The sequence below is a fragment of the Mesorhizobium sp. Arg314 genome (assembly GCF_053714275.1).
In genome coordinates this window covers 125,772-151,628 of record NZ_JBSKBP010000007.1, presented here as the reverse complement: position 1 = coordinate 151,628, position 25,857 = coordinate 125,772, and the positions used below count along the sequence as shown (strand labels likewise).

General features: G+C 64.6%; 30 protein-coding genes. 19 read left to right on the top strand and 11 right to left on the bottom strand.

The window, feature by feature from the left end:
- Positions 1-229 precede the first annotated feature (229 nt).
- The 6 genes from sdhC to ACWGS9_RS09980 all read left to right on the top strand — a co-directional run bounded on the left by sdhC (position 230) and on the right by ACWGS9_RS09980 (position 4,967).
- On the top strand, positions 230-655 hold the full coding sequence (gene sdhC, locus ACWGS9_RS10005; RefSeq protein WP_454505087.1) for a succinate dehydrogenase, cytochrome b556 subunit: 426 nt from the start codon (positions 230-232) through the stop codon (positions 653-655).
- Positions 652-1,047 carry a succinate dehydrogenase, hydrophobic membrane anchor protein gene (sdhD, locus tag ACWGS9_RS10000; RefSeq protein WP_454505086.1) on the top strand — a complete coding sequence of 132 codons (396 nt, stop codon included), beginning with the start codon at positions 652-654 and terminating at the stop codon, positions 1,045-1,047. The genes sdhC and sdhD overlap by 4 nt, the downstream gene beginning before the upstream one ends.
- A gap of 4 nt (positions 1,048-1,051) precedes the next feature.
- Positions 1,052-2,884 carry a succinate dehydrogenase flavoprotein subunit gene (sdhA, locus tag ACWGS9_RS09995; protein WP_454505085.1) on the top strand — a complete coding sequence of 611 codons (1,833 nt, stop codon included), beginning with the start codon at positions 1,052-1,054 and terminating at the stop codon, positions 2,882-2,884.
- Between the two features lie 2 nt (positions 2,885-2,886).
- Positions 2,887-3,321, top strand: a complete 435-nt coding sequence (locus tag ACWGS9_RS09990; protein WP_454505084.1) for a DUF3052 domain-containing protein — start codon at positions 2,887-2,889, stop codon at positions 3,319-3,321.
- A complete protein-coding gene (locus tag ACWGS9_RS09985) occupies positions 3,321-4,100 on the top strand; it encodes a succinate dehydrogenase iron-sulfur subunit (protein ID WP_454505083.1) in 780 nt (259 codons plus the stop codon). Before ACWGS9_RS09990 ends, ACWGS9_RS09985 begins: the two co-directional genes overlap by 1 nt.
- Before the next feature lie 237 nt (positions 4,101-4,337).
- Positions 4,338-4,967 carry a YceH family protein gene (locus ACWGS9_RS09980; protein WP_454505082.1) on the top strand — a complete coding sequence of 210 codons (630 nt, stop codon included), beginning with the start codon at positions 4,338-4,340 and terminating at the stop codon, positions 4,965-4,967.
- 263 nt (positions 4,968-5,230) lie between these two features.
- Here the strand turns inward: ACWGS9_RS09980 and ACWGS9_RS09975 are convergent, their stop codons facing one another.
- Positions 5,231-5,656 (bottom strand): OsmC family protein, encoded by a 426-nt coding sequence (locus ACWGS9_RS09975; protein ID WP_454505081.1) that lies wholly within the window; start codon positions 5,654-5,656, stop codon positions 5,231-5,233.
- A gap of 216 nt (positions 5,657-5,872) precedes the next feature.
- On the opposite strand from ACWGS9_RS09975, the gene ACWGS9_RS09970 reads away from it, so the two are divergent.
- From ACWGS9_RS09970 to ACWGS9_RS09955, 4 genes are all read left to right on the top strand, one after another.
- Positions 5,873-6,097, top strand: a complete 225-nt coding sequence (locus ACWGS9_RS09970; RefSeq protein ID WP_454505080.1) for a hypothetical protein — start codon at positions 5,873-5,875, stop codon at positions 6,095-6,097.
- Positions 6,094-6,450, top strand: a complete 357-nt coding sequence (locus ACWGS9_RS09965; RefSeq protein WP_320309156.1) for a YciI family protein — start codon at positions 6,094-6,096, stop codon at positions 6,448-6,450. Before ACWGS9_RS09970 ends, ACWGS9_RS09965 begins: the two co-directional genes overlap by 4 nt.
- 141 nt (positions 6,451-6,591) lie before the next feature.
- The gene (locus ACWGS9_RS09960; protein WP_454505079.1) at positions 6,592-7,125 is read left to right on the top strand and encodes a hypothetical protein; all 534 of its coding nucleotides are present in this window, start codon (positions 6,592-6,594) and stop codon (positions 7,123-7,125) included.
- 293 nt (positions 7,126-7,418) lie between these two features.
- Entirely contained in the window at positions 7,419-8,609 is a 1,191-nt protein-coding gene (locus tag ACWGS9_RS09955; protein ID WP_454505078.1) for an integrase core domain-containing protein, read from the top strand.
- A 144-nt stretch (positions 8,610-8,753) separates the two neighbouring features.
- Here the strand turns inward: ACWGS9_RS09955 and ACWGS9_RS09950 are convergent, their stop codons facing one another.
- A complete protein-coding gene (locus tag ACWGS9_RS09950; protein WP_454505077.1) occupies positions 8,754-10,031 on the bottom strand; it encodes a ubiquinone biosynthesis hydroxylase in 1,278 nt (425 codons plus the stop codon).
- Between the two features lie 105 nt (positions 10,032-10,136).
- On the opposite strand from ACWGS9_RS09950, the gene tesB reads away from it, so the two are divergent.
- The 7 genes from tesB (at position 10,137) to xth (ending at position 18,273) form a co-directional block, all read left to right on the top strand.
- A complete protein-coding gene (tesB, locus tag ACWGS9_RS09945) occupies positions 10,137-11,000 on the top strand; it encodes an acyl-CoA thioesterase II (protein WP_454505076.1) in 864 nt (287 codons plus the stop codon).
- A gap of 249 nt (positions 11,001-11,249) precedes the next feature.
- Positions 11,250-11,588 (top strand): P-II family nitrogen regulator, encoded by a 339-nt coding sequence (locus ACWGS9_RS09940; protein WP_027169082.1) that lies wholly within the window; start codon positions 11,250-11,252, stop codon positions 11,586-11,588.
- A 94-nt stretch (positions 11,589-11,682) separates the two neighbouring features.
- Positions 11,683-12,972 carry an ammonium transporter gene (locus ACWGS9_RS09935; protein ID WP_454505181.1) on the top strand — a complete coding sequence of 430 codons (1,290 nt, stop codon included), beginning with the start codon at positions 11,683-11,685 and terminating at the stop codon, positions 12,970-12,972.
- 270 nt (positions 12,973-13,242) lie between these two features.
- A complete protein-coding gene (locus tag ACWGS9_RS09930; RefSeq protein WP_320309154.1) occupies positions 13,243-13,518 on the top strand; it encodes a hypothetical protein in 276 nt (91 codons plus the stop codon).
- 209 nt (positions 13,519-13,727) lie between these two features.
- Complete coding sequence (locus tag ACWGS9_RS09925; RefSeq protein WP_454505075.1) at positions 13,728-16,397, top strand: DNA translocase FtsK; 2,670 nt, start codon at positions 13,728-13,730, stop codon at positions 16,395-16,397.
- A 188-nt stretch (positions 16,398-16,585) separates the two neighbouring features.
- A complete protein-coding gene (locus tag ACWGS9_RS09920) occupies positions 16,586-17,254 on the top strand; it encodes an outer membrane lipoprotein carrier protein LolA (RefSeq protein WP_320215686.1) in 669 nt (222 codons plus the stop codon).
- 212 nt (positions 17,255-17,466) lie between these two features.
- The gene (xth, locus tag ACWGS9_RS09915; protein WP_454505074.1) at positions 17,467-18,273 is read left to right on the top strand and encodes an exodeoxyribonuclease III; all 807 of its coding nucleotides are present in this window, start codon (positions 17,467-17,469) and stop codon (positions 18,271-18,273) included.
- Between the two features lie 55 nt (positions 18,274-18,328).
- Here the strand turns inward: xth and ACWGS9_RS09910 are convergent, their stop codons facing one another.
- Both ACWGS9_RS09910 and ACWGS9_RS09905 read right to left on the bottom strand, forming a co-directional pair.
- On the bottom strand, positions 18,329-18,784 hold the full coding sequence (locus ACWGS9_RS09910; protein ID WP_454505073.1) for a cyclic nucleotide-binding domain-containing protein: 456 nt from the start codon (positions 18,782-18,784) through the stop codon (positions 18,329-18,331).
- Between the two features lie 254 nt (positions 18,785-19,038).
- Complete coding sequence (locus ACWGS9_RS09905; RefSeq protein ID WP_040991447.1) at positions 19,039-19,722, bottom strand: response regulator transcription factor; 684 nt, start codon at positions 19,720-19,722, stop codon at positions 19,039-19,041.
- An 84-nt stretch (positions 19,723-19,806) separates the two neighbouring features.
- On the opposite strand from ACWGS9_RS09905, the gene ACWGS9_RS09900 reads away from it, so the two are divergent.
- Entirely contained in the window at positions 19,807-20,403 is a 597-nt protein-coding gene (locus ACWGS9_RS09900; protein ID WP_454505180.1) for a L,D-transpeptidase family protein, read from the top strand.
- 62 nt (positions 20,404-20,465) lie between these two features.
- Here the strand turns inward: ACWGS9_RS09900 and ACWGS9_RS09895 are convergent, their stop codons facing one another.
- Positions 20,466-20,720, bottom strand: coding sequence for a hypothetical protein (locus ACWGS9_RS09895; protein ID WP_454505072.1), 255 nt, complete (start codon positions 20,718-20,720; stop codon positions 20,466-20,468).
- Between the two features lie 130 nt (positions 20,721-20,850).
- On the opposite strand from ACWGS9_RS09895, the gene gcvA reads away from it, so the two are divergent.
- A complete protein-coding gene (gene gcvA / locus ACWGS9_RS09890; RefSeq protein WP_454505071.1) occupies positions 20,851-21,771 on the top strand; it encodes a transcriptional regulator GcvA in 921 nt (306 codons plus the stop codon).
- Between the two features lie 8 nt (positions 21,772-21,779).
- Here gcvA and ACWGS9_RS09885 read toward each other — a convergent pair whose 3' ends face one another.
- From ACWGS9_RS09885 to tsaD, 6 genes are all read right to left on the bottom strand, one after another.
- On the bottom strand, positions 21,780-22,205 hold the full coding sequence (locus tag ACWGS9_RS09885) for a DUF1761 domain-containing protein (protein WP_454505070.1): 426 nt from the start codon (positions 22,203-22,205) through the stop codon (positions 21,780-21,782).
- A 51-nt stretch (positions 22,206-22,256) separates the two neighbouring features.
- Positions 22,257-22,955, bottom strand: coding sequence for a class I SAM-dependent methyltransferase (locus tag ACWGS9_RS09880; protein ID WP_454505069.1), 699 nt, complete (start codon positions 22,953-22,955; stop codon positions 22,257-22,259).
- Positions 22,910-23,335 carry an EVE domain-containing protein gene (locus ACWGS9_RS09875; RefSeq protein WP_454505068.1) on the bottom strand — a complete coding sequence of 142 codons (426 nt, stop codon included), beginning with the start codon at positions 23,333-23,335 and terminating at the stop codon, positions 22,910-22,912. Before ACWGS9_RS09875 ends, ACWGS9_RS09880 begins: the two co-directional genes overlap by 46 nt.
- A gap of 115 nt (positions 23,336-23,450) precedes the next feature.
- The gene (locus ACWGS9_RS09870) at positions 23,451-23,747 is read right to left on the bottom strand and encodes a YciI-like protein (protein ID WP_454505067.1); all 297 of its coding nucleotides are present in this window, start codon (positions 23,745-23,747) and stop codon (positions 23,451-23,453) included.
- A gap of 18 nt (positions 23,748-23,765) precedes the next feature.
- The gene (locus tag ACWGS9_RS09865) at positions 23,766-24,770 is read right to left on the bottom strand and encodes an NAD(P)H-dependent glycerol-3-phosphate dehydrogenase (protein ID WP_454505066.1); all 1,005 of its coding nucleotides are present in this window, start codon (positions 24,768-24,770) and stop codon (positions 23,766-23,768) included.
- Complete coding sequence (tsaD, locus tag ACWGS9_RS09860; protein ID WP_454505179.1) at positions 24,767-25,852, bottom strand: tRNA (adenosine(37)-N6)-threonylcarbamoyltransferase complex transferase subunit TsaD; 1,086 nt, start codon at positions 25,850-25,852, stop codon at positions 24,767-24,769. The genes ACWGS9_RS09865 and tsaD overlap by 4 nt, the downstream gene beginning before the upstream one ends.
- Positions 25,853-25,857 lie beyond the last annotated feature (5 nt).

Sequence of the window (25,857 nt, the reverse complement as noted above, 5' to 3'; positions counted from 1 at the left end):
CAGATGAGAATACCGCACTGCAGCGAACGCTGCGCCGGCTTCAAAACAGCCGCTAATCGATTGAAGCGCGCAGCCGCCAATTTGTCAGACTAAATGATGTTTCCAAAACGATTTTCCGGCTTTGACGCGGTGCAAAAAGAGCATTAGAAACCGGCTGTCCGGAGCCATATATGCGGGCGGCAAACGCCGCATTCTCATCGCGGCTCCAGGATGCCGAACTGGGGGAGCCATGAGCAAATCACCAGCCACCCGCGCAGTTGCCAGACGTGAACGGCCGCTCTCGCCGCATCTGTCGATCTACCGGCCGCCGATCACGATGACGATGTCGATCATCCATCGCATCACCGGCGGCGCGCTTTATTTCGGCACGCTGCTGGTGGCGGCGTGGTTGATCGCTGCTGCGAGCTCGCAGGCCGCTTTCGACTGGGTCGACTGGGCCTTCGGTTCCTGGCTCGGCCGGCTGGTTCTCTTCGGCTACACCTGGGCGCTGATGCACCACATGCTGGGCGGACTGCGCCACCTCGTCTGGGACACCGGGGCGGGATTGGAAAAACACACCGCTTCGAAGATCGCCTGGGCGACGCTCGCCGGCTCGATCGTGCTGACGCTTTTGATCTGGATCGCCGGCTACATGGCGCGGGGGGGCCTGGCATGAGCGGCAACAATAACGATATGCGCACGCCGCTCGGCAAGGTGCGCGGCCTGGGCTCGGCGCGCGAAGGCACGCTGCATTTCTGGCGCCAGCGGCTGACGGCGATCGCCAACATCCCGCTGCTGTTGTTCTTCGTCGGCTTCCTGATCGCGGTCAACGGCCACGGCTACACGGAAGTGCGGGCGGCGCTCGCCAATCCCTTCGTGGCGCTGGTGCTGGCGCTGGTGCTGATCTCCGGCCTCTACCACATGCGGCTCGGCATGCAGGTCATCATCGAGGACTATGTGCATGGCGAAGGCATGAAACTGGCGCTGATCGCTCTCAACACCTTCTTCGCAGTCGCAGTCGGCGTCGCTTCGCTGCTTGCCCTGCTCAAACTGGCATTCGGAGGCTGAAGTCTTGGCCAAGGACGCAAACAACACGGCTTCCGCCTATAGCTTTGTCGACCACAAATTCGACGTCGTGATCGTCGGCGCCGGCGGCGCCGGCCTGCGCGCCACGCTCGGCATGGCCGAGCAGGGTCTGCGCACCGCCTGCATCACCAAGGTGTTCCCGACGCGCTCGCACACCGTCGCGGCGCAGGGCGGCATCGCCGCCTCGCTGTCCAACATGGGCCCGGATTCCTGGCAGTGGCACATGTACGACACCGTCAAAGGCTCGGACTGGCTGGGCGATGTCGACGCCATGGAATACATGGTGCGCGAAGCGCCGGCCGCGGTCTACGAGCTCGAGCATTACGGCGTGCCGTTCTCGCGCACCGAGGAAGGCAAGATCTACCAGCGGCCGTTCGGCGGCCACATGATGAATTATGGCGACGGTCCGCCGGTGCAGCGCACCTGTGCCGCAGCCGACCGCACCGGCCACGCCATCCTGCATACGCTCTACGGCCAGTCGCTGAAGAACAATGCTCAGTTCTTCATCGAGTATTTCGCGCTCGACCTGATCATGGAGCCGGACGGCACCTGCACCGGCGTGGTGGCCTGGAACCTCGATGACGGCACCATCCACCGCTTCTCGGCCAAGATGGTGGTGCTGGCGACCGGCGGCTACGGCCGCGCCTATTTCTCCGCCACCTCGGCGCACACCTGCACCGGCGACGGCGGCGGCATGGCCGCGCGTGCCGGACTGCCGCTGCAGGACATGGAGTTCGTGCAGTTCCATCCGACCGGCATCTATGGCGCCGGCTGCCTGATCACCGAAGGCGCGCGCGGCGAGGGCGGCTATCTGGTCAATTCCGAGGGCGAGCGCTTCATGGAGCGCTATGCGCCGTCGGCCAAGGACCTTGCCTCGCGCGACGTGGTCTCGCGCTGCATGACGCTGGAAATCCGCGAGGGCCGCGGCGTCGGCAAGAAGAAGGACCACATCTTCCTGCATCTCGACCATCTCGATCCGGCCGTGCTGCATGAGCGCCTGCCGGGCATTTCGGAATCGGCCAAGATATTCGCCGGTGTCGACCTCACCAAGGAGCCGATCCCGGTGCTGCCGACGGTGCACTACAATATGGGCGGCGTGCCGACCAATTACTGGGGCGAGGCGCTCAACCCGACGGTCGAGAATCCCGACCGGGTGTCGCCCGGCCTGATGGCGGTCGGCGAGGCCGGCTGCGCCTCGGTGCACGGCGCCAACCGGCTGGGCTCGAACTCGCTGATCGACCTCGTCGTGTTCGGGCGGGCGGCCGCCATCCGCGCCGGCCAGGTGATCGACCGCAAGTCGGCTATCCCGACGCCCAACGAAGCTTCGGTCGAAAAGATCATGGAGCGCTTCGATCACCTGCGCCACGCCAACGGCTCGATCCCGACCGCGGTGCTGCGTGAGAGAATGCAGCGGGCGATGCAGGAAGACGCCGCCGTGTTCCGCACGCAGGAATCGCTCGAGAACGGCTGCAAGCGCATTTCGGAACTCTGGGGCGAGCTCAAGGACATCAAGGTCACCGACCGCTCGATGATATGGAATTCCGACCTCGTCGAGACGCTGGAGCTGGAAAACCTGATGGCCAACGCCATCACCACGGTCTATGGCGCCGAGGCGCGCAAGGAGAGCCGCGGCGCGCATGCGCGTGAGGATTTCGACAAGCGCGACGACGCCAACTGGCGCAAGCATACGCTTGCCCATCTGAGCGAGGACGGCAAGGTGGCGCTGACCTACCGGCCGGTGCACACCGAGCCGTTGCTGGCGGAAAAGGACGGCGGCATCAGCCTGGCCAAGATCGCGCCGAAGGCGCGGGTGTATTGATCATGGCGCAGGCGGCCACGGGATATTCCGGCACGCCTCTTCCGGCCAAGCTCGGCCTGAAGGACGGCATGGTCGCCGCCTTCATCGCGTTGCCGCCGGAGCTCGATGCGCTGACCGAGGCCGTTTCCTTTGCCGGCGTCGATCGGCTGGCGGAGTGGTCGGCGATCTCGGGAAGCCAGAAATACGACGCCGTGCACGCCTTCACCCGGCAGCGCGCCGAGATCGAGGACGGCCTGTCCGGCATCGAGACGGCGATCAAACGCGACGGCATGGTCTGGGTCTCATGGCCGAAGAAGGCCTCCAAGGTGCCGACCGATGTCACCGAGGATGTCATCCGGTCGGAGGCGCTGAAGCGCGACCTGGTCGACGTCAAGGTCGCCGCCGTGAACGAAATCTGGTCCGGGCTGAAGCTCGTCATCCGAAAGGACCGCAGGTAATGGTCGAACTCACGCTTCCCAAGAATTCCAAGGTCCAGCAGGGCAAGACCTGGCCGAAGCCCGAGGGTGCCACCAACCTGCGCGAATACCGCATCTATCGCTGGTCGCCGGACGATGACGAGAATCCGCGCATGGATACCTATTTCGTCGACATGGACGATTGCGGGCCGATGGTTCTCGACGCGTTGCTGTGGATCAAGAACAAGATCGACCCGACGCTGACGCTGCGCCGCTCCTGCCGCGAGGGCATTTGCGGTTCCTGCGCCATGAATATCGACGGCTCGAACACGCTGGCCTGCACCAAGGGCTGCGACGACATTTCCGGCGCGGTGAAGATCTACCCGCTACCGCATATGCCGGTGATCAAGGACCTGGTGCCCGACCTCACCAATTTCTACGCCCAGCACGCCTCGATCGAGCCTTGGCTGAAGACGGTTTCGCCGACGCCGGCCAAGGAATGGCTGCAGAGCCATGAGGATCGCGAGAAGCTCGACGGGCTTTACGAATGCATCCTGTGCGCCTGCTGCTCGACGTCTTGCCCGAGCTACTGGTGGAATGGCGACCGCTATCTCGGCCCGGCCACCCTGCTGCAGGCCTACCGCTGGCTGATCGACAGCCGCGACGAGGCGACGGGCGAGCGGCTCGACAATCTCGAAGATCCGTTCCGGCTCTATCGCTGCCACACCATCATGAACTGCGCGCAGACCTGCCCGAAGGGCCTCAATCCCGCGAAGGCGATTGCCGAGATCAAGAAGATGATGGTGGAGAGAAGGGTTTAGTTCCGCAGGGGTGATTGCTGACGAATCGCATCGGTAGCGATCCGTCAACCCCCCTCTGGCCTGCCGGCCATCTCCCCCGCAAGGGGGGAAATTGGCCGTCACCTCAGCTTTCGCTAATCTTCAACGCGGCAAGAATGGGCGAGCTGCGCGGAAGCTGCTGATGTCCCCCCAAGAGGGGGAGATGTCCGGCAGGACAGAGGGGGGCGCTGTCCCTCCGGCTTCAAAAGGATAGCTCAGATGACCGATCTCCCCGTCCTCTCTCCCATCGAAGCCCGTGTGCTCGGCTCGCTGATCGAGAAGAAGGAGCTGACGCCGGACGTCTACCCGCTGACGCTCAACGGCGCGCATCAGGCCGCCAACCAGAAGACGGCGCGCGAACCGGTGATGGCGCTGGAACTGGCGGAAATCAGGCGGGCGCTGAGCTCGCTCGAGCAGAAAGGGCTGGTGCGCCAGGCCTTCGCCTCGCGCGTCGAGCGCTACGAGCATCTGATGGCGCAGCGCTTTTCGCTGACCACGCCGCAGATCGCCGTTATCGGTCTCTTGCTGCTGCGCGGCGCGCAGACCGCGCATGAGCTGCTTGCCCGTTCGGAACGCATGGCGCGCTTTGCCTCGATCGAGGAGTTTCGCGACAATCTCGATCTCATGATCGGCCGCCGGCCGCCGCTGATCCAACTGCTCGAACGCGCGCTCGGGCAGCGCGAGGAGCGCTATGTGCACCTCTTGAGCGGACCGGTGGAATCGGCGGCGGTAGCGGCGCCGTGGCAGCCGGCGGCGACAGCTGCGGATGTGGATCTCGAAGCGCGCGTGCGGGGACTCGAAGAAGAGGTCGCGGCGTTGCGGGCGAGGATCGAGGCGCTGGGCGGTTAAGTCCCTTAGCGGGAAACGTCGGCGGGACAGCGCCCCCTCTGTCCTGCCCATCCTCCGCGGCGGCTACGCCGCAGCCTCGGAGGGTAAACCGGACATCTCCCCCTCTTGGGGGGAGACAGATGTCGCGCCGGCTTTCGCCAATCGCCGACGTTGAGAGAAGAGCGCCGGCGCTGGAACCGCCAATCTCCCCCCAAGAGGGGGAGATGCCCGGTAGGGCAGAGGGGGGCGCGAAGGATCGCGACCTTGGCCAAATATGCGCCTGATCAGCCAAGCCTTGCGTCCAACGAGACCTTGATGGCGCCAAGCGCCTTCGAGACCGGGCATTCGGCCTTGGCCTTCTCGGCCAGTTCCTGGAACTTCGCGGCATCGATGCCAGGCACCTTGCCGACCAGGGTGATGGCGCTGCCGGTGATACCGGTGCCGGGGACCAGCGTCACCACCGCTTTGGCGTCGAGCTCGGCGGCGGGGGTGCCGTTCTCGGCCAGGAAGTGCGACAGCTGCATGGCGTAGCAGCCGGCATGCGCTGCGGCGATCAGCTCTTCCGGATTGGTGCCGGACTTGCCGCTCTCGTCCTGGAAGCGCGCCTTGAAGGAATAGGGCGCGGCCGTCAGGGCGCCGCTCTGCGTGTCGAGCGTGCCTTTGCCTTCCGTCAGATTGCCCTTCCAGACGGCGTTTGCGGTGCGGTCCATGAAATTCCTCCTGCGTGTCGGGGTTTCTCGCCGGCGAGCGCCGGCGTTCTGTCGAACTATAGCGCGGGCGGGCCGGAAGACCATCCATGGCTTGATATGATTGTGCTTGCGCGACGCACTTCGAAAATTCTCGAAAAAAATGTGCGTGCGAAAATGTCGACTTCGCGTCGGCCCGACCGTCCTGCGGGCGGCCACTCGCGGCCGATGGAGATTAGGATGGACAATCTGTTTCTTGCGCTCTGGGGAAAGCCGGGGCGAAAAGCCCGGCAACCGGAAGAGTTCTGGCTGGATCCGCCGTCGCCCGGCTTCGGCCGGCTGGCCGCGGCCATCGCCATCATCGGCGTCGCGGCATTCCTGCTCGATCACGCGGCAACGGCAAGCAAAACCGACACCGTCGCCTTGGCCCCCTATAACGCATCAACGGAAGGGAACCTGAAATGAAATATGTCCTGCTGGTCTATGGCGAGGAAAAGGATCTCTATGCGCTGACCCCTGAGCGCGCGGCCAAGCTCGATGCCGACTCGCTCGCCTATGACAGGGAGCTCGACCGACAGGGCAAGCTGATCATCGCGCAGGCGCTGCAGTCGGTGAAGACCTCGAAATCGCTCAGGCGGCGCAAGGGCAAGGCGCTGGTGACCGACGGGCCGTTCGCCGAGACCAAGGAACAACTGCTCGGCTTCGTCATGGTCGAGGCAGCGGACCTTACCGAGGCGCTGAAGCTTGCCGGGGGCATTCCGCTGGCCGAACTCGGCACGGTCGAGGTCCGGGCGATCTACGACGTACCGGGGTCATAACCGCCGCCGCTCAGGACGGATCCGGAACCGTCGAAGCTTTCTGAGGGGAAATCTTCAGCGTTTCTTCGCCACAGCAACCGTTGCGTGTTGAAGCGGAGCCGCGGTTCTCTTATCGTCGCCGCGATTTCGGGGGAATTCGGCATGCCGTTCCTGATCGCTATCCTTGGCTTGCTCGGGGCGGCCGCCATCTGGTGGTACCGGCTGAAATATCTGAGCGACGCCGCGCGTGAGGTTGCCGACGTCGTCGGACGTGTTCAGGGCAACATGCGCCGCAAGAAATTGCGCAACCAGGCCGCGCTGTCACCGCTGACGGCGATCGACGATCCGGTGGTGGCGGCGGCGACGCTGATCACCGCGATCGTTTCGGAGCACGGCCCGGTCCTGCCGCAGCGCGAGGCGGTCATCCGCGAGGTGATCTCGCAGATCGCCGACAGTCAAAAGACGACCGATGAGGCCGTGGTCTACGCCAAATGGGCGACCTCGCAGGTCGACGACACGACGATCGTCATCGACAAGCTGGCGCCGTTCCTGCGCGAGCGCCTCGATCCGCACGAGCGGGACGATCTGCTCAGGATGCTGAACCGTGTCGCGCAGCAGGGCGGCGAGCAGAGCCTCAAGATCGCCGACCAGCGGATGCTAAGGCTGCGGCAGAAGCTGGGCTTCGAGGTGAATTGAGGGTGTAGCGATATTCGGGGCTGTGGCTTCGGGCTCAACTCATTTGCCATCGTTTGCGCCGCCCCTCACCTGCCTGCCGGCATCCTCTCCCCGTATAGCGACGGGGAGAGGGGCGCTCTCTTTGATGATTTCGCCGATCGCCAAGCGTTGCAGGAATAGCACCGAGAGGGCGGCCAGCCATTTCTCCCCGTCACTATACGGGGAGAAATGCCCGGTGTCCGAACCGGATAGATAGGTAACAGAATGGACCGATAGCATGGGTGACAGTTTTCTTGTCCGCCGGAGGACCGGCGATGGTTTGGCGAGAGACTGGCATCATGGACGAGCGGCTTCGGTTTGTAGTGGATTGCCTTGCCGGCGAGGAGACGATGAGCGCGCTTTGTGCGGCCTACGGCATATCGCGCAAGAGCGGGTACAAATGGCTTGGTCGCTATCGGGAGTTCGGCCCGAAAGGTTTGCATGATCTGCCGCGAGCACCGCTCAATCATGGCCGGGCAACAGCTCTGAATCTGGTGGAGCGGATCGTCGCGGCCAAGGAGACGCATCCGCTTTGGGGGCCCAAGAAGATCGTGGCCCGGCTCAAGCGCACGGCTCCCGAGCTCATCTGGCCTTCAGCCTCGACGGTGGGGGCGATCCTTGCTCGACACGGGCTTGTCAGCGCCCGCAAGCGGCCACGCCTGCGGGCCTGCGGCAACGGACCGTGGCCGGAACCGCAAGAGCCGAACGCGGTGTGGACTGGCGACCACAAGGGCTGGTTCCGAACCGCCGACGAATGGCGTTGCGAACCCTTGACGGTGATGGATGCCTCGAGCCGCTACCTTTTGGCGCTCGAAGCGACGGGATCGACAGCAGATAGCGAGGCCTGGCCGGTGTTCGAACGGCTGTTTGAGGAGCATGGCCTGCCGGATCGCTTCAGAAGCGACAATGGTCCGCCCTTCGCATCGGTCGGTGTCACCGGGCTGACGCCGCTTGCGGTGCGTTTCATCAAGCTCGGCATCACACTGGAGCGGATCGCACCCGGCAAGCCGCAGCAGAACGGACGCCATGAGCGCTTTCATCTGACCATGCTACCGTTGGCTGAGGAACCGGCGGCCGACAGAACGGCGCAGGGCCAGGCCTTCGAGGCGTTTCGGCGTAGCTACAATGAGGAGCGTCCGCATGAGGCGCTAGGCATGGACACCCCGGCCCAGCGCTACCGATCCTCACGGCGCGCCATGCCGCGAACGCTACCCGAACCCGACTATCCGGTCGAGGCTGCGGTCCGCCGCGTGCGCCACAATGGCGAGATCAGATGGAACGGCGGCTTTATCTATGTCTCGCAATCACTGGCCGGCGAAGCCGTCGCCGCTACCGAAACCGAGGACGGCCAATGGGCACTTTCCTTCCACGCCCACCCGCTCGGCATCATCGACACCAGGCACATGAAGCTCGTCCGCCGCAGCGCCGCGCCAACCAAACCGCTTGGCGCTGCGGCGGACCAATAGGGGAGAACTGTTACCTATGTATCCGGTTCAAAGTGTTACCCATCTATCGGCTGGACACCGGCAGGGCAATGAGGGGCGGCGCTCACTTCGGTGATCTATCGCTCGTACGAAACGATTGCTCTGCTGATAGCCAGGCGCGAGCCCCTAAATCGCCTCGCCCTTCAGCAGCCGCGGCGTATCCCCGGACAGGCCCGAGGCCTGGCGGATGAAGAAATCCTTGAGCCTCGGCATGCGCTCGACGAGGCCAAGGCCCAGGTCGCGCACGGCGCGCAGCGGGCCTATGTCGTTGGAGAAGAGCCGGTTCAAAACGTCGGTGGTGACGCCCATCTGCAGCGTGTCGAAGCGGCGCCACTGCTGGTAGCGCTCGAGCACGTCGAGGGCGCCGATGTCCTGGCCGAGCCGATCGGCCTCGACCACGACTTCGGCCAATGCCGCGACATCCTTGAAGCCGAGATTGAGGCCCTGGCCGGCGATCGGATGGATGCCGTGGGCGGCGTCGCCGGCGAGCGCGATGCGGGGCGCGACGAAGGCGCGGGCGAGCGTCAGGCCAAGCGGCCAGGCGCGCGGCTTGTCGGCAACGCGGATCTCGCCGAGCTTCAGGCCGAAGCGCTGCTCCAGATCGTGCTCGAAGACGAACTCGTCGCCCTCGACCAGCGCCTGCGCGTCTTGCGTGCGCTCCACCCAGACGATCGACGAGCGGTTGGTGCCATCCTTGCCCGGCTTCAGCGGCAGCGTGGCGAAGGGGCCTGCCGGCAGAAAATGTTCTTCGGCGCGGCCGTTGTGCGGACGCTCATGCGCCACCGTGCAGACGATGCCGGACTGGCCGTATTCCCATTTGACGGTCTTGATGCCGGCCATGTCGCGCAGCCTGGAGTTGACGCCATCGGCGGCAATCAGCAGCCGCGCCTTCAGCGTCGCGCCGTCGGCCAGATGCACCGTGATGCCGGCGCCGTTGGTATCGAAGGCGCTGACGGCCATGCCTTCGATGATATCGATGCCGAGCTTCGCGGCGCGCCGCCGCAGCGCGCCGTTGAGGTCTCGGTTGGCGACCATGTGGGCGAAGGGCTCGCCCGGCGCCACCTCGCCGTCGAAGGTCAAGAACACCGGGCGCACCGGGTCGGCGGCGCGCGAGTCGGTGATGATCATTTCGGTGATCGCCTGCGCCTCCGGCGCGATCTCCTCCCAGACGCCGAGCTGTTCCAGCATGCGGCTGGCGGCCGCCGCGATGGCCGAGGCGCGGCCGTCTTTCTGCCAGGCGCCGGCAGGGGCGGCGTCGACGATGGCGATGGCGAAGCCGGGCCGCGCCTGCTTCAGCGACACGGCGGCGGTGAGGCCGACATAGCCTGCGCCGGCTATGAGCACATCGAGCGGCGCCTTGCGGTTTCCATTGGTCCCTGTTGCATCCGGTTTGCGGTCGACCATGGCAATCATCCTTTCGCGGCTTCGGCCGGCTGCCGTCTGCGGGCCTTGACTGCCTGCGCGTCATGTCCGAAACCGGCCATGGCACATCTTTGAAGGATTTCAAACATGACAGCGGCCATGGACGAGCTTCTCGACATTCTCGACCTCGAGCAGCTCGAACACAATCTGTATCGTGGTCGCAGCCCCAAGGTCGACTGGCAGCGCGTCTTCGGCGGCCAGACCATCGCCCAGGCGCTGGTCGCCGCGCAGCGCACCGTGGAGCCGGAACGCCACGTGCATTCGCTGCACGGCTATTTCATGCGGCCGGGCGACACCAAGCTGCCGATCGTCTACGAGGTCGATCGCATCCGCGACGGCGGCTCCTTCACCACGCGCCGGGTGGTGGCGATCCAGCATGGCCAGGCGATCTTCTCGCTGGAGGCTTCATTCCAGCAGGATGAGGTCGGCCTCGAACACCAGTTGCCGATGCCGCGCGATGTGCCGGCGCCCGACACGCTGCTGTCGCAGCGCGAGCTGCTCGGCAAGTTCGGCGAGGCGGTGCCGGAAGGCATCAGGCGCTATTGGGAGCGCGACCGGCCGATCGAGATGAAACCGGTGATGCTGAAGCACTACACAAGCCGCGAGAAGCTGGAGCCTGAGCAGAATATCTGGATCCGCACCACCGGCCCAGTGCCGGAAAACCGCGCCATCCAGGCGGCGGTGCTTGCCTATCTCTCGGACATGACGCTGCTCGACACCTCGACCTTCGCGCATGGCCGCGCCATCTTCGACCGCGACATCCAGGCGGCCAGCCTCGACCACGCCATGTGGTTCCACCGCAGCCATTCGCTGGACGACTGGATCCTCTACAATCAGGACAGTCCGTCGTCGCAAGGCTCGCGCGGCTTCACGCGCGGTTCGCTGTTCGCGCGGGATGGCACGCTCATCGCCTCGGTCGCCCAGGAAGGCCTTATCCGCCTCAAACGCTGAGCCCGCTTCCGGTCAAAGCCTACTAAGTAGGCATTTTCATATTTTTGCCTATTTTTTAATCGGATAGCTCGATGCGTTTGCGCACAAGCAATGTGCGTGGGCCGTCCGTTCCCTTTGTTTACAACAAGTTAACGCCCTGCTTCGGCAATTGGCACGGAGCTTGAATCCTATTGGGCACTCTCCGGCTCTCCTCGGGATCGGTGAAGGTGTGCAAACGCGGGGGACCGCAACAGCAAAGGGTGAAACCTTATGAAAATCGTGATGGCAATCATCAAGCCGTTCAAGCTCGACGAGGTGCGCGAAGCGCTCACCGCCGTCGGCATCCAGGGCCTGACCGTCACCGAAGTCAAAGGCTACGGGCGTCAGAAGGGACACACGGAAATCTATCGCGGCGCGGAATACGCGGTCAGCTTCCTGCCCAAGATCAAGATCGAGGTCGCGGTCGGGGCCGACATGGTCGACAAGGCCGTCGAAGCCATCACTTCGGCCGCCAAGACCGGCCAGATCGGCGACGGCAAGATCTTCGTCTTCGGCATCGACCAGGCGGTGCGCATCCGCACCGGCGAAACAGACACCGACGCGCTCTGAGCGGCGACCAGAAATTCCAACGGAGAGTTCAATGAATATTCCTTCCACCTTCAAGACGACGGGACGCGCGGCCGCTTCGCTCGCGCTCCTGGCCATGAGCACCGTCGCCGCCTTTGCGCAGCAAGCCGCCCCGGCAGCCACCGCCGCGGCGCCGGCCACGCCGGCGCCCGTGCTCGACTCCGGCAACACCGCCTGGATGCTGACCTCGACGGCGCTGGTGCTGATGATGACCATCCCGGGCCTGGCGCTGTTCTACGGCGGCATGGTGCGCAAGAAGAACGTGCTCGCCACCATCATGCAGAGCTTCGCCGTCACCTGCCTGGTGACTGTGCTGTGGTTCATGTTCGGCTATTCGCTGGCCTTCACCACCAATGAATCGGCGACGATGAATGCCTATATCGGCGGCTTCTCGCGCTTCTTCCACCATGGCATCACCGTCTCGACCCTGTGGCTGCCGGGTGTATCGAACATTCCTGAATTCGTCTTCTCGATGTTCCAGATGACCTTCGCCATCATCACCCCGGCGCTGATCGCCGGCGCCTTTGCCGAGCGCATGAAATTCTCGGCGCTCTTGATCTTCATGGGCCTGTGGCTGGTCTTCGTCTATGCGCCGATCGCGCACTGGGTGTGGGGTGGCGGCTTCCTTGGCACAGCCGGCGTGCTCGACTTCGCCGGCGGCACGGTCGTCCACATCAACGCAGGTGTCGCGGGTCTGGTCTGCGCGCTCGTGCTGGGCAAGCGTGAGGGCTACGGCACCACCAACATGGCGCCGCACAACCTCGTCTATTCGGTGATCGGCGCCTCGCTGCTGTGGGTCGGCTGGTTCGGCTTCAACGCCGGTTCGGAACTCGCGGCCGACGGCCTCGCCGGCGCGGCGATGATGAACACGCAGGTCGCCACCGCCGCGGCGGCGCTGGCCTGGATGTTCGCCGAATGGATCGTCGCCAAGAAGCCTTCGGTTCTCGGCATCATCTCGGGCGCCGTCGCCGGCCTCGTCGCCGTGACGCCGGCCTCCGGCTTCGTCAACCCGACCGGTGCCTTCATCGTCGGCATCATCGCCGGCGTCGTCTGCTACCTGTCGGCGGTCAAGCTCAAGCATGCCATGGGCTATGACGACTCGCTCGATGCCTTCGGCGTCCATGGCGTCGGCGGCGTGGTCGGCGCGCTGCTTACCGGCGCGCTCGCCGATCCGTTGATCAACCCCGCCGGCAAGGGTGGCTCGGTCGCCATCCAGGCTTACGGCATCGTCTTCACCATCCTGTGGACGGCGATCGCCACCTTCGTGATCCTTTTCATCGTCAAGGCGCTGGTCGGCCTGCGTCCGTCGACACAGGAAGAGGTCGAGGGCCTCGACGTCACCCAGCACGGCGAAGTGGTGCCGTAAGGCCGCCTTCGCCAACGGGACCGGCGGATCCTCCTCCCGCCGGTCCCGGATTTTCCCTCCCAAGATCCCGTCGTGATGCTCTCAAAAGGGGCTCACGCCTTGAGGCCCGGAACGACCTTCCGGGCCTCCTTTTTTGCCAGCCTGCCGCCCACGCAGGCTTTCGATCACAGTCACTTGATCGCGCCAGCATGAAACGTTGGCCCCGTGGTTTCGTACCTGGATTGCGACCGCCACCGTGGCGCTCGCCAGACAGAGGGAAGGAACCACCTGATGAACATCAAGAACATCTTCCTGGGAGCAATGGCGCTTTCGATGGTGAGCGGCGTTGCACTCGCCGGTGCTCTCGATGAGCCGGACAACATGGCCCCGTTCTTCACCGATTCCAGCATGAAGACCATGAAGCCCGAGGCCGACTTCAAGGCCGCCTGGGCTTCGACGGCGAAGGACAAGCAGGACATGATGATGAAGGAGTGTCAGGACGCGGCGATGAGCAAGCCTCACGCCGAATTCTGCGCCAACCTGATGGCATATGCCGGTCACAAGTGATGTGCCGAAGGTCGGGTCCGCACGGGCCCAATCGTTTCGACGTTTCAAGCAAAGGATGGCGGGCCGCAAGGCCTGCCATCTTTGTTGGAGATGAAGCTCGGTAAAGGGCCATGGTTAATGCGGCTTTAACCTTCCCCCCGATAGTCTGGCGTTCGAATCTGCCGAGGTGCGCCATGCGCCCGGCCAGGCAACGATTACGGGGAAGAGGCATGCGTTCAGGCGCTTCAGCACCGCTCGCGCTGACCGATACGGGGCACGGCATCCAGGCATTCGCGCGGCGCCAGGTCGGGCGGCTGGTCGGCGCCGGCCTGTTCCTGTTCACCGCCTTCGGCATCGCAGGGCTGGCCACCTGGAACGTGGCCGATCCGAGCTTCTCACACGCCACCAGCAACGTCGTCACCAACGCCATGGGCTATGCCGGCGCGGTGTTCTCCGACCTCGCCATGCAGTTCTTCGGCCTTGCCGCCGTCGCCGGCCTGGTGCCGGCGGTGATCTGGGGCTTCCTTTTGTTTTCCGCGCGCGGCGTCGACAAGTTGCCGAAGCGCGGCTTTGCCTGGTTCGGCTTCACGCTGACTGCCGCGGCCATCGCCGGCTGCGTGACGCCGCCCAACACCTGGCCGCTGCCCACCGGCCTCGGCGGCGTCTTCGGCGACATGGTGCTGAAGATCCCCGGCATCGCGGTCGGCGGCTATCCGAAAGGGCTTTTCGCCAGCATTATCGCGGTCATCCTCGCGGTGCCGATGTTGTGGCTGTTTGCCTACGGCTCGGCGCTGATCGCACGCAAGAACGGCTTTGCCGTCATGGAGCGCGCCGCCCGGCCCGACCCGCGCGAGCAGGACGAGATGCTGTTCGACGAGGACGAGGACGAAGGCGACGAGGGCATACTCGCGCTCGGCGCCATCACCCATTGGTGGCTGTCGTTCCGCGCCTGGATGCATCGCCGCGCCGCGCGCCGCAGGCAGGAGCGCGACGAGTTCGAACCGCCGATGGAACCGAAGGCCAGCGCCTGGCGGCGCGCCGCCGAGCGGGTCGAATCGGCCGAGTTCGCCGAGGCCCGCATGAGCCCGGGCGGCCGCGCCCGCGTCGAACCGGAATTCTTCGCCGCCATGGTCAATGATCGAAGTGCTTCGGTAGATCCGGTCGATGAAGACATTTTTGGCGACGACGAGGACGTCGGCCTTGACGACTTCGATGACGAGTCGCCCATGCAGCGCCGCGCCGCGCCGACCAGGGTGCAGAATTTCCGTTCCGACGCGGCGACTCGCGTCGCGGCGCCGGCGGCGCGCCCCGTGCCGGGCGCCCGCATCCAGCGCGAGGCGCAGACCTCGCTGATCGGTTCCGACACGTTCGAGATGCCGTCGCTGCATTTCCTGTCGGAGCCGAAGAACGTCGCAAGGGACCCAAGCCTGTCGAAGGACGCGCTGGAGCAGAATGCGCGCCTGCTCGAAGGTGTGCTGGAGGATTTCGGCGTCAAGGGCGAGATCATCCATGTACGGCCCGGTCCGGTCGTCACGCTTTACGAGCTGGAGCCGGCGCCCGGCATCAAATCCTCGCGCGTCATCGGCCTTTCCGACGACATCGCCCGCTCGATGAGCGCGATCGCCTGCCGCGTCGCCGTCGTTCCGGGCCGCAACGCCATCGGCATCGAGCTGCCCAACGCCAAGCGCGAGACCGTCTATCTGCGCGAGATCATGGCCAGCCGCGACTTCGAGACGACCAAGGCGAAGCTGGCGCTGGCGCTTGGCAAGACCATCAACGGCGAGGCCGTCATCGTCGACATCGCCAAGATGCCGCACGTCCTGGTCGCCGGCACCACCGGCTCGGGCAAGTCGGTCGCCATCAACACCATGATCCTTTCGCTGCTCTATCGGCTGACGCCGCAGGAATGCCGGCTGATCATGATCGACCCGAAGATGCTCGAACTTTCCGTCTATGACGGCATCCCGCATCTGCTTACGCCCGTCGTTACCGATCCGAAGAAGGCGGTGGTGGCGCTGAAATGGACTGTGCGCGAGATGGAGGACCGCTACCGCAAGATGTCCAAGGTCGGCGTGCGCAACATCGACGGCTTCAACGCGCGCGTGCAGCAGGCCGAGAAGAAGGGGGAAAAAATCTCGCGCACGGTGCAGACCGGTTTCGACCGCCAGACCGGCGAGGCGATCTACGAGACCGAGGATCTCGATCTCGAGCCGATGCCCTATATTGTGGTCATCATCGACGAGATGGCCGACCTGATGATGGTGGCCGGCAAGGACATCGAAGGCGCGGTGCAACGCCTGGCGCAGATGGCGCGCGCTGCGGGCATCCATGTCATCATGGCCACGCAACGTCCCTCGGTCGACGTCATCACCGGCACCATCAAGGCCAATTTCCCGACCCGCATCTCTTTCCAGGTGACGTCGAAGATCGACAGCCGCACCATCCTGGGCGAGCAAGGCGCCGAGCAGCTGCTCGGCATGGGCGACATGCTCTACATGGCGGGCGGCGGCCGCATCCAGCGCGTCCACGGCCCGTTCGTCTCGGACGACGAGGTCGAGAGGATCGTCGGGCATCTGAAGCTGCAGGGCGTGCCGGAATATCTCGACGCCATCACCGAGGACGACGAGGAAGACGACGAGGACGGTCCGTCGGGCAAGGGTGGGACCGGCGGCGGTGGCGGCGGCAATTTCGAGGATTCCGACGATCCCTACGACCAGGCGGTGGCAGTGGTGCTGCGCGACGGCAAGGCATCGACCAGCTACATCCAGCGCCGGCTGGGCATCGGCTACAACCGCGCCGCCTCGATCATCGAGAAGATGGAGAAGGAAGGCATTGTCGGCCCGGCCAACCATGCCGGCAAACGCGAGATTTTGGTGCCGACGGAGGACGACAAATTCTAGGGTTTATCGATATTCAGGTGACCTCGATCTCGACAAACCCTTGACCCGGCGAGGCGTCAACTCGGGTCGGCAGGCAACCGGAAATCGTCTGGCGCGTTCATGCGGCGAAGCTGTCGCGCACCCGCCAAACTTAAGCCCTACTGGGAGTCCAGATACTGCCACCACACGAATCACAGGAAGTGACCGGGATGAAGACCCAGACCGAATTCGCCCTCACGCGCCGCCAGGTTCTCGGCCTCGGCCTGATGCTTGGCGGAGCTGCCGCTCTCAACCTCGTGCCGGGTTACCAGCTTGTGGCCGCCGCGCAGGCCGCCGTGCCGCCGGCGGCGCAGAAGATCGCCGACCATTTCTCCTCGGTGAGGTCGATGAGCGGCGAGTTCGTCCAGTTCGGCCCCAAGGGCGAGCAGACCGGCGGCAAGTTCTTCCTCGAACGGCCAGGCAAGATCCGCTTCAATTATGACGGCTCCTCGAACTTCCGCGTGATCTCCGACGGCAAGTCGGTGGTGATCCTCAACAAGAAGCTCAACACCTCCGACCTCTACCCGCTGTCGAAGACGCCGTTGAAATTGCTGCTCGACGAGCGGATCGACCTCTCCGGCGGGCGCGTCAAGGCCGTCAAGGAAGAGGACGACCTCACCACGATCAAGCTCTCCGACAAGTCGGTGTTCGGTAATGCGATGATCACCATGATGTTCGATCCGAAGACCTACGAACTGCGCCAGTGGACGATCACCGACGCGCAGGGCAAGGACACGACGGTGATGATCTTCAACGTCAAGGAAGGCGGCAGCTTCCCGGCCGACACTTTCGCGATCGACTATACGGCGAATAGAGAATTGAATACCAAGACGCGGTAGGTCTTTCGCCGCTCCGGAGCTCTTTCGGGCCACGCCGGGGCCGCCCCTCATCTGGCTGCCGCCATCTTCTCCCCGTGAACGGGGAGAAGGAACCTGGCATCGCCGATCGCAGCTGCAACGAGGGACGGCGCTGACCTCTGAGATATAGCCTGGCTTGTCTTTACGGCGCACGGCTGGCACTAGATCGGCGATCTGTTGCCGGACCTCGCCGCATGCCCTTCACCATCGCCACCTGGAACATCAACTCCGTGCGCCTGCGCATGCCGATCGTCGAGCGGCTCCTGAAAGAGCATGCGCCCGACGTGCTGTGCCTGCAGGAGACCAAGGTCCCCGATGAGCTCTTCCCGGAAAAGGCCTTCCGCAAGGCCGGCTACGAGCACATCCTGTTCCACGGCCAGAAGGGCTATCACGGCGTCGCCACCGTCGCTCGCCGCCCGATAGAGCTGGTCGAAAAGCGGCGTTTCTGCGAGATCGAGGACAGCCGGCATCTGTCGGTCAGGGTGCAGGTGGGCGGCAAGTCGCTGCTGGTGCATAATTTCTACGTGCCGGCCGGCGGCGACGAACCGGATCCGGAGATCAATCGCAAATTCAGGCACAAGCTCGACTTCGTCCATGAGATGAACGGCATGCCGGCGAGCCAGGACGGGCTATCCGCGTCAATCCTGGTCGGCGACTTGAACATCGCGCCGCAGGAGCATGACGTCTGGTCGCACAAGCAATTGCTCAACGTCGTCAGCCACACGCCGGTCGAGACGGAAAACTTCGAGGCGATGCGCAGAAGCGGCGGCTGGATCGACCTGATGCGGCTCAACGTGCCGGCCGAGCAGAAGCTCTACACCTGGTGGAGCTATCGCGCGAGGGACTGGGAAGCTTCCAACCGCGGCCGCCGCCTCGACCATGTCTGGTCGTCCGCCAACCTGGTGCCGGATTTCACCGGCTACGAGATCCTGCAGGCGGCGCGCGGCTGGGAAAAGCCGTCGGATCACGTGCCGGTTATTGCGCGGTTCGATCTGGATTGACGCGCGGTGGCGGTTGGGGAAAGGGGCAGCTGTCCTTCGGGTCGTCTCTTGTGCATCACCCCGTAAAGCGCGGCGCCAGTTTCTCAATGCGGGCGATCATCTGCTGGAATTCCTCCAGGATGCGCTCATGCAACAGCACCGCGATCTCCGGATATTCTTCCAGGATTCGGCGGAACATCTTGCGGCTCAATCGGATCACTTCGGAGTCGACCGCGGCCGAGGCGCTGGTCAGCCGGTTGGTATCGGCGATCAGCGCCAGTTCGCTCAGCATGGTGCCTGGGCCTGCCGTACCGATCGGGACGCGTTTGCCGCCTAGCTCCCGATAGAGTGCGATCAAGCCGCTGACTACGATATAGGCAGAGTCAGCGACGTCGTCCTCGCGGTAGAGCTTATGGTCGGCCTGCAGGACGGTGGTCTCGGCGCCGAAGGCGAGCAGGCGCAGCTGTTCCTGGGTGAAGCCCTGGAAAAGCTTCACACTGGACAGGATGTGGATGTCGTCATCCAGCGCCATCCTAGCTGTGTCCCCGAGCGGTCAGTCCAGTCCCTCCTTTGGAGCGGCGCGTTCTTATGGGACGCGCAAGAACGCTCCAACACTTGCAGCCTGCACACCGTGCGAGGCATCCATCGAGCCGATCCGTCACCCTCCAGCACCAGCATCGAACCCGAAGCGGTCCCGCCCCGACCGCTCTGTCTGCTTGTTTGGCGCAATTCCGGACGGAAAACCGCCTCACACTTTTCCCGGAATTGCTCTAGATCATGAAATGTTTAAGGAACCAGCTTGTAGCCGCCGCTTTCTGTCACAAGAATTTCGGCATTGGAAGGATCGCGCTCGATCTTCTGGCGCAACCGGTAGACATGGGTTTCCAGCGTGTGCGTGGTGACGCCGGAATTGTAGCCCCATACCTCTTCCAAAAGCACGTCGCGCGTCACCACTTTCTGGTCGGCGCGATAGAGATATTTGATGATCGAGGCTTCCTTTTCGGTCAGCCGCACCTTGGCGCCGCGCGGATCGATCAGCAGTTTCTGGCTGGGCTTGAACGTATAGGGGCCGACCGAAAAGGTCGCATCCTCGCTCTGCTCATGCTGGCGAAGCTGGGCGCGGATGCGCGCGAGCAGCACGGCGAAGCGGAAGGGCTTGGTCACATAATCGTTGGCGCCAGCTTCGAGGCCCAGAATCGTGTCGGAATCGGTGTCGTGGCCGGTCAGCATGATGATCGGCGCCTTGTAGCCGCCTTTGCGCAGGATTTTCACCGCCTCGCGGCCGTCCATGTCGGGCAGGCCGACATCCATAATGAGCAGATCGACAACGCCGCCGCGCGCCGCAGCGACGCCTTTTGCGGCGGTCGATTCCTGCTGGACGTCGAACTCTTCGTAAAGCGCCAGCTGCTCCACCAGGGTGGCGCGCAGGTCGTCGTCGTCATCAACGATCAGAATGGTGCGAGATGTCATGGATCAATCCGTTGTTTTAAAAAGAATATTCAGTTGACCTCCCCCCATTTATGCGGAAGCTCACCGGCGCAACAGCCGATCACAGTGATTTGTTCCGTGACCCAATCATACAAGAAAAAACGCGCGCGCAATGAGGCGGGCGCATTTTTGCCGAAAGCCTTAAGTGTTTTGGTCGTGCGGGCACGCCCCGGCAACCCCGCGCAAGGGTTCCTGCAAGCCGGCAAAACGGTGTTTCCCTGCGCCTTGGGGCGCGGCGGCATCTTAGCCAACAAGCATGAAGGGGATGGCGCGACGCCGTTGGCGTCGATGCGCATCCTGTCGGGCTATTTCCGCAACGATCATTTTCCGGGCGGGCGCAGGACAAGGGTGCCGATGGCCCCCATCGGCCCGGATCTCGGCTGGTGCGAGGTGCCTGACGACCGCAATTACAATCGGCCGGTCAAGATTCCCTACGGCGCGAGCCATGAGCGGATGCGGCGCGACGACCGGCTCTACGATGTCTGCCTGGTGCTCGATTGGAACATCGCGCCGCGTCGTCGCGGCCGCGGCAGCGCGATCTTCTTCCATCTGGCCCGGCCGGGCTTCACGCCGACCCAGGGCTGCGTGGCGGTGACGGCGCGTACCATGGCAAGGCTGCTTCCGCTGTTGTCGGATAGGACGGTGGTGAGGGTGGTGCGGTAGGCAGTAGGCAGTAGGCAGTAGGCAGTAGGTGTCTCTTTCCCTATTGCCTACTGCCTAATCCCTTACTGCCTCTTTCCCGGTTGCTGCCAACCGGTGCCCAGAAGCCCGATCTCGCGCAGTTCCCGGTCCATCGCCTTGGCAACGTCGCGGCGCTCGCCGCCGATATCGCGCAACTGGTGGTCCGAAAGGTCCTCTATCGATTCGAGCGGAAGCCGGGCGGCGACACGCGCTTGGCGCAGCCAGTCGAATGTTGCCTGCAGCCAGTTCGGCAGGGATGATTTCAGGGTGGTGTGAGACTTCAAAACTATCTCAGACATGGCGCTATCCGTGTTCTCCGGATATCAAATCCGGTTTGATGGTGTTTCGATGAAGCCATCATGCCGGATTGAAAAACAAACGGGAAACGAGTAGTTCTTTCCTGATCATCAAGTTTTATTTGGAGATTGCATGTCCAAGCTGCTGCCCGGGACGCGTGCGCTGAGGACGTTCGAAGCGGCTGCCAGGCATCTCAACTTTACCCGCGCCGCCGACGAGCTAGGCCTGACGCCGGCGGCGGTCAGCCACCAGATCAAGGAAATCGAGGATCAGCTCGATTTGGTGCTGTTCACGCGCACCAGCCGCACCATCCGGCTGACGGAAGCGGGCAACGTGCTTAACGACGCGTCAATCGATGCGCTCGACCTGTTGAACCGCGCCGTCAGCCGCGCTCGCAAGTTGACGCGCGGAACCTCATTGCTGAAAGTGACGCTCGACGCCCAGTTCGCGACAAAGTGGCTGATGCGGCGCGTCGACGATTTCCGCCAGCAGAAGCCCGGTATCGAGCTGCGCTTCGACATCACCTACGACGTCAGGGATTTCGAGCGCGACGATGTCGATATCGGCATCCGCTTCGGCGCAGGCAAATATCCGGGGCTTTGCGCGCACAGGCTGTTCGAAAACATCATCATTCCCGTATGCAGCCCGGCGTTGCTGGCGTCAGGTCCGGCGTTGAAAGAGCCGCGCGATCTGTTCAACCACACGCTTGCGCATATCGAATGGTCGCGGCAGGGCGTGACCTGGCCGAACTGGAGCATGTGGATGCACGCGGCCGGCGTCGACGATTTCGACGACAGCCGCACGCTGGTCTTCGGGTCCTCGACAGACGCCACGCAGGCGGCGCTCGACGGCAATGCCGTCGCGCTCGCCGACTTTGCCATGGTCGCTAACGATCTTTCGCAGGGGCGCCTGGTGCGGCCCTTCGAGCTCGGCATCAAGGTCGCGCCCGAATTCGCCTATTTCCTGGTCTATCCCGAGGCCGCGAAGGACGACGCGCGCGTCGGCGCCTTCCGCGAATGGCTGCTGGACGAAGTGGCGAAGACGCCGACCTGAGAAGGCCTTCAGCCCGCCGGCGCGGCCGGCGCGCCGAACCAGCCGATCACGGCCCCGATGATCAGCATGACGCCCAGCCAGTGGCCGGCATCGATCAGCGTCAGCGCCCAGCCGAAGCCTTGATAACGGTGGTTGGCGGTCAGCGTGGTGGCGATGAAGCCGAGCCAGAGCACGAAGCCGAACAGCAAGCCCGCGATCGGGTTCGGCTCGCCGCCGGTCATCGCGCCCACCACCAGCGTCAGGACGAGCGCCATGACCAGCTCGGCGATGAAGCTGACGATGAAGGGAACGGCCGAGCGCTTCATGGTAGCCGGGTCGAGCCTGGCTGCGTTCATCCAGGGCTTGCTCAAGCCCATGTACCAGACGGCGCCGAACAACCATGCGACAACGGCGGCGACGATCACCGCCAGCCAGTTCACGACCGAAAAATCCATGCTTTTCCCCTCCAAATCGAAATGCGATGGAACGCTTGTTCGCTCATCGCGTCAAGCAAGGCGCCAGACGGTCGTGCGCTTGACCTCGGCGTCTTCCAGAGCGCGCGTCACCGGGACCTGGTAGACGGCAAGCGATCGCAGTCCGGTCCTGGGGAGGTAGGCGCGGCCGGGGTCGCCGATGAGGATCTCGGCGCCGCGCGCCTGCAAGCCCGCGAACCAAGGGAGCAGCCTATCGGCGAAGGCCTTGTCGTAGAAGACGTCGCCGGCAAGCACGACGTCCCAGCCATCGTCGGTGCCGACACAATCCGTACCGAAGAATTGCGCTTCAACGGCATTGGCTTCGAGGTTGAGCGCGATCGCCGTCTCGCAAAACGGGTCGATGTCGGTGGCGATCACGACCGCGGCACCGGCCTTCATCGCAGCGATCGCGACGAGGCCCGAGCCGAAGGCGAAATCGAGCACGCGTTTTCCGCGCACGGTTCCGGGGTTGTCGAGCACATAGCGGGCGAGGCCCTGGCCGCCGGCCCAGGCAAAGGCCCAGAAGGGCGGCGGCAGACCGATCTCGGCCAGCTCCTCCTCGGTGCGCAACCACAGATCATGCGCCTCGTCGGCGAGATGCAAAAGCACTTCCGGCACATGCGGCGGGGCCATCAGCGCGGTGTTGTCGAGGATGAACTTTTTCGCGCTTCCTGGCGTAAGCTTGGTCACGGCGCCGGGTTGAGCTCGGCCATGCGGCAGACTTCTTTCCATTCGGCCGGCGTCACCGGCTGCACGGAAAGCCGGCCGAGCCGGACCAGCGCCATCTCGGCGAGCTTGGGATTGGCCTTGACCTGTTCCAGCGTCACGGGCTTCGGCACGTCCTTGAAGGCGCGAATGTCGACGCATTCCCAGCGCGGATCGTCGGTCGTGGTGTCGGGGTGCGCCAGCGCGCAGACCTCGGCGATACCGACGATGTCGAGACCTTCATTGGAATGATAAAAGAAGCCGAGATCGCCGATCAGCATCGCCTTCATGTTGTTGCGGGCGGCGTAATTGCGCACGCCGTCCCACTGCGTGCCGGCCTTGCCTTTCGCCTTCAGCGCCTCGAAGGAAAAGACCGAGGGTTCGGACTTGAACAGCCAGTAGTTCATATCAGTTGTCCCATCGCATCATCGGATCGCCACGCACGGCGTTCTCGTCGCCGCTACCCTTAGCCTGTCGCCGTCGCTGCGGCGAGAGGGCGCAGGGCGGCCGCGCCGCGAACGATCATGCGCCGGCGGGCTTCTGGAAGACCCAGCTCCATGCGCGGATTTCGACGCTTTCGAACAGGCCGGCCCTGGCATAGGGATCGGCGGCAGCCAGGGCTTGCGCCCCGGCCATGTCCGGCGCCTCGATCATCACCAGGCTGCCGTCCGGCTTGCCGTCGGCGCCGAGGAACGGCCCCGCAAAGGCAAGCTTGCCCTCGCGGATCAGGCCTTCCAGGAACGCCGCATGCGCAGGCCGCGTGTCGACGCGCAGCTGCAGGCTGCCCGGCTTGTCCTTGCAAATCAACGCAAACAGCATCTTCAAAACTCCGATGATTCAGATGTCGGTCTCGGTTCTCAGCGGCCGTGTCATCAGCGCCGTCACGGCTTGGTCGATCGTCACCTTGCCGTCGAGGATGGCCGCGACGGCGGAAATGATCGGCGCCTCGATTTGGCGCTCGGTCGCGATGCGGGCGGCAATGCCCGCCGTCGGCACGCCCTCGGCCAGAGGCAGGCCGGCCAGCGGCTTGCCCTGGCCGAGCGCCAGGCCATAGGCGAAATTGCGTGACTGCGACGACGAGCAGGTGAGCAACAGGTCGCCGAGGCCGGAAAGCCCCATCAGCGTCTCCGGCCTGGCGCCGAAGGCGGCGCCGATGCGGCGCAACTCGACGAAGCCGCGCGTCACCATGGCGGCCTGGGCGCTGGCGCCGAGCCCGGCGCCGGTGACGGCGCCGGCGGCGATCGCAAAGACGTTCTTCAGCGCGCCGCCGATCTCGACGCCGATCAGGTCGTCGCTGGAATAGCAGCGCAGGTTTTGCGCCGAGAAGCGGGCGGCAAGCTCGGCCGCCAATTCCGCCTCGCGAGCGGCAACCACCACGGCGGTCGGCAGGCCGCGCGCGACATCGCTGGCGAAGCTCGGACCGGACAGCGCGGCCACGGGATTGTCCGGCAGGCTTTCGGCGACGATCGCCGACAGCAGCGCGCCGGTGTCGCGCTCGATGCCCTTGGCGCAGAGCACCAGCGGCACACCCTGAGGCACATGGTTTCGAGCGGTGGCCAGGACGGCGCGCAGCGCCTGCGCCGGCGTCACGGCGAGCACGCAGTCCGCGCCGTCGAGTGCCGCGGCAATATCGCCGGTGGCCGCGATGCCGGACGCGATCTTGATGCCGGGCAGATAGCGCGGGTTCTCGCCCCTAGCGATGGCGGCGACGGTTTCGGCGTCGCGCGCATAAAGCCGGACATCATGGCCGGCACGCAGCATGGCCAGCGCCAGCGCCGTGCCCCAGGCGCCGCCGCCCAGCACCGCAACGCGCCAGCCGCTCGCGGATCGCCCGGCGGTCATGCCTTGGCACCGCGCCGGCCCGAGCCGACCAGGGGCGTGGAAACGCTGTCGAGCGGCCAGCGCGAACGCGGCACGAAGTCGGCGGTGTTTTCGCCGGCGATGCCGGCGCGCAGCCGCTCGATGCCGGCCCAGGCGATCATCGCGGCATTGTCGGTGCAGAGTTTTTGCGGCGGCGCGACAAAGGCGAAGCCGGCTTGCGAACAAAGCGCTTCAAGCGTTGCCTTGATCGTGCGGTTGGCGGCAACGCCGCCGGCAACAACCAGCGCCGGCTTTGCCTGGTCGGGGAATTCCTGGCGGAAGCGGGCAAGGGCGCGGCCGACACGGTCGCCCAGCGCGTCGGCCACCGCCGCCTGGAAAGAGGCGCAGATGTCGGCGACGTCCTGGTCGCCCAGCGGCGCAATCGCCGTCGCCGCCTGGCGCACCGCCGTCTTCAGCCCGGAGAAGGAGAAATCCGGCTGCGCCGAGCCTTTCATCGGACGCGGGAAGGCAAAGCGGCGGGCATCGCCGCTGGCCGCCGCCTTCTCGACATTCGGCCCGCCGGGATAGGGCAGGCCAAGCATCTTGGCCGTCTTGTCGAAGGCTTCGCCGAGCGCATCGTCGATGGTGGTCGCCCAGCGCTGGTAATCGCCGACGCCGCGCACCGCGACGATCTGGGTGTGGCCGCCGGAGACGAGCAGAAGAAGGTAGGGAAAGTCGAGGCCGTCGGTCAGCCGCGCCGTCAGCGCGTGGCCTTCCAGATGGTTGATGGCGATCAGCGGCTTGTTGGCGGCGGCGGCGATCGCCTTGGCCGTCATCAACCCGACGATCAGCCCGCCGACCAGGCCCGGCCCCGCCGTGGCGGCGATCGCGTCGATCTCGTCCAGCGACACCGCCGAATCGGCCAGCGCGGCTTCGACGATGCCATCCAGCGCCTCGACATGGGCGCGCGCGGCAATCTCGGGCACGACGCCGCCAAAAGCGGCATGCTCCTCGATCTGGCTCAGTACAATATTGGACAGGATTTCGGGCGCGGCGGTTCCGTCCAGCGCCACTACGCTGGCCGCTGTCTCGTCGCAGCTCGTCTCAATGCCCAGAACGCGGATCAATT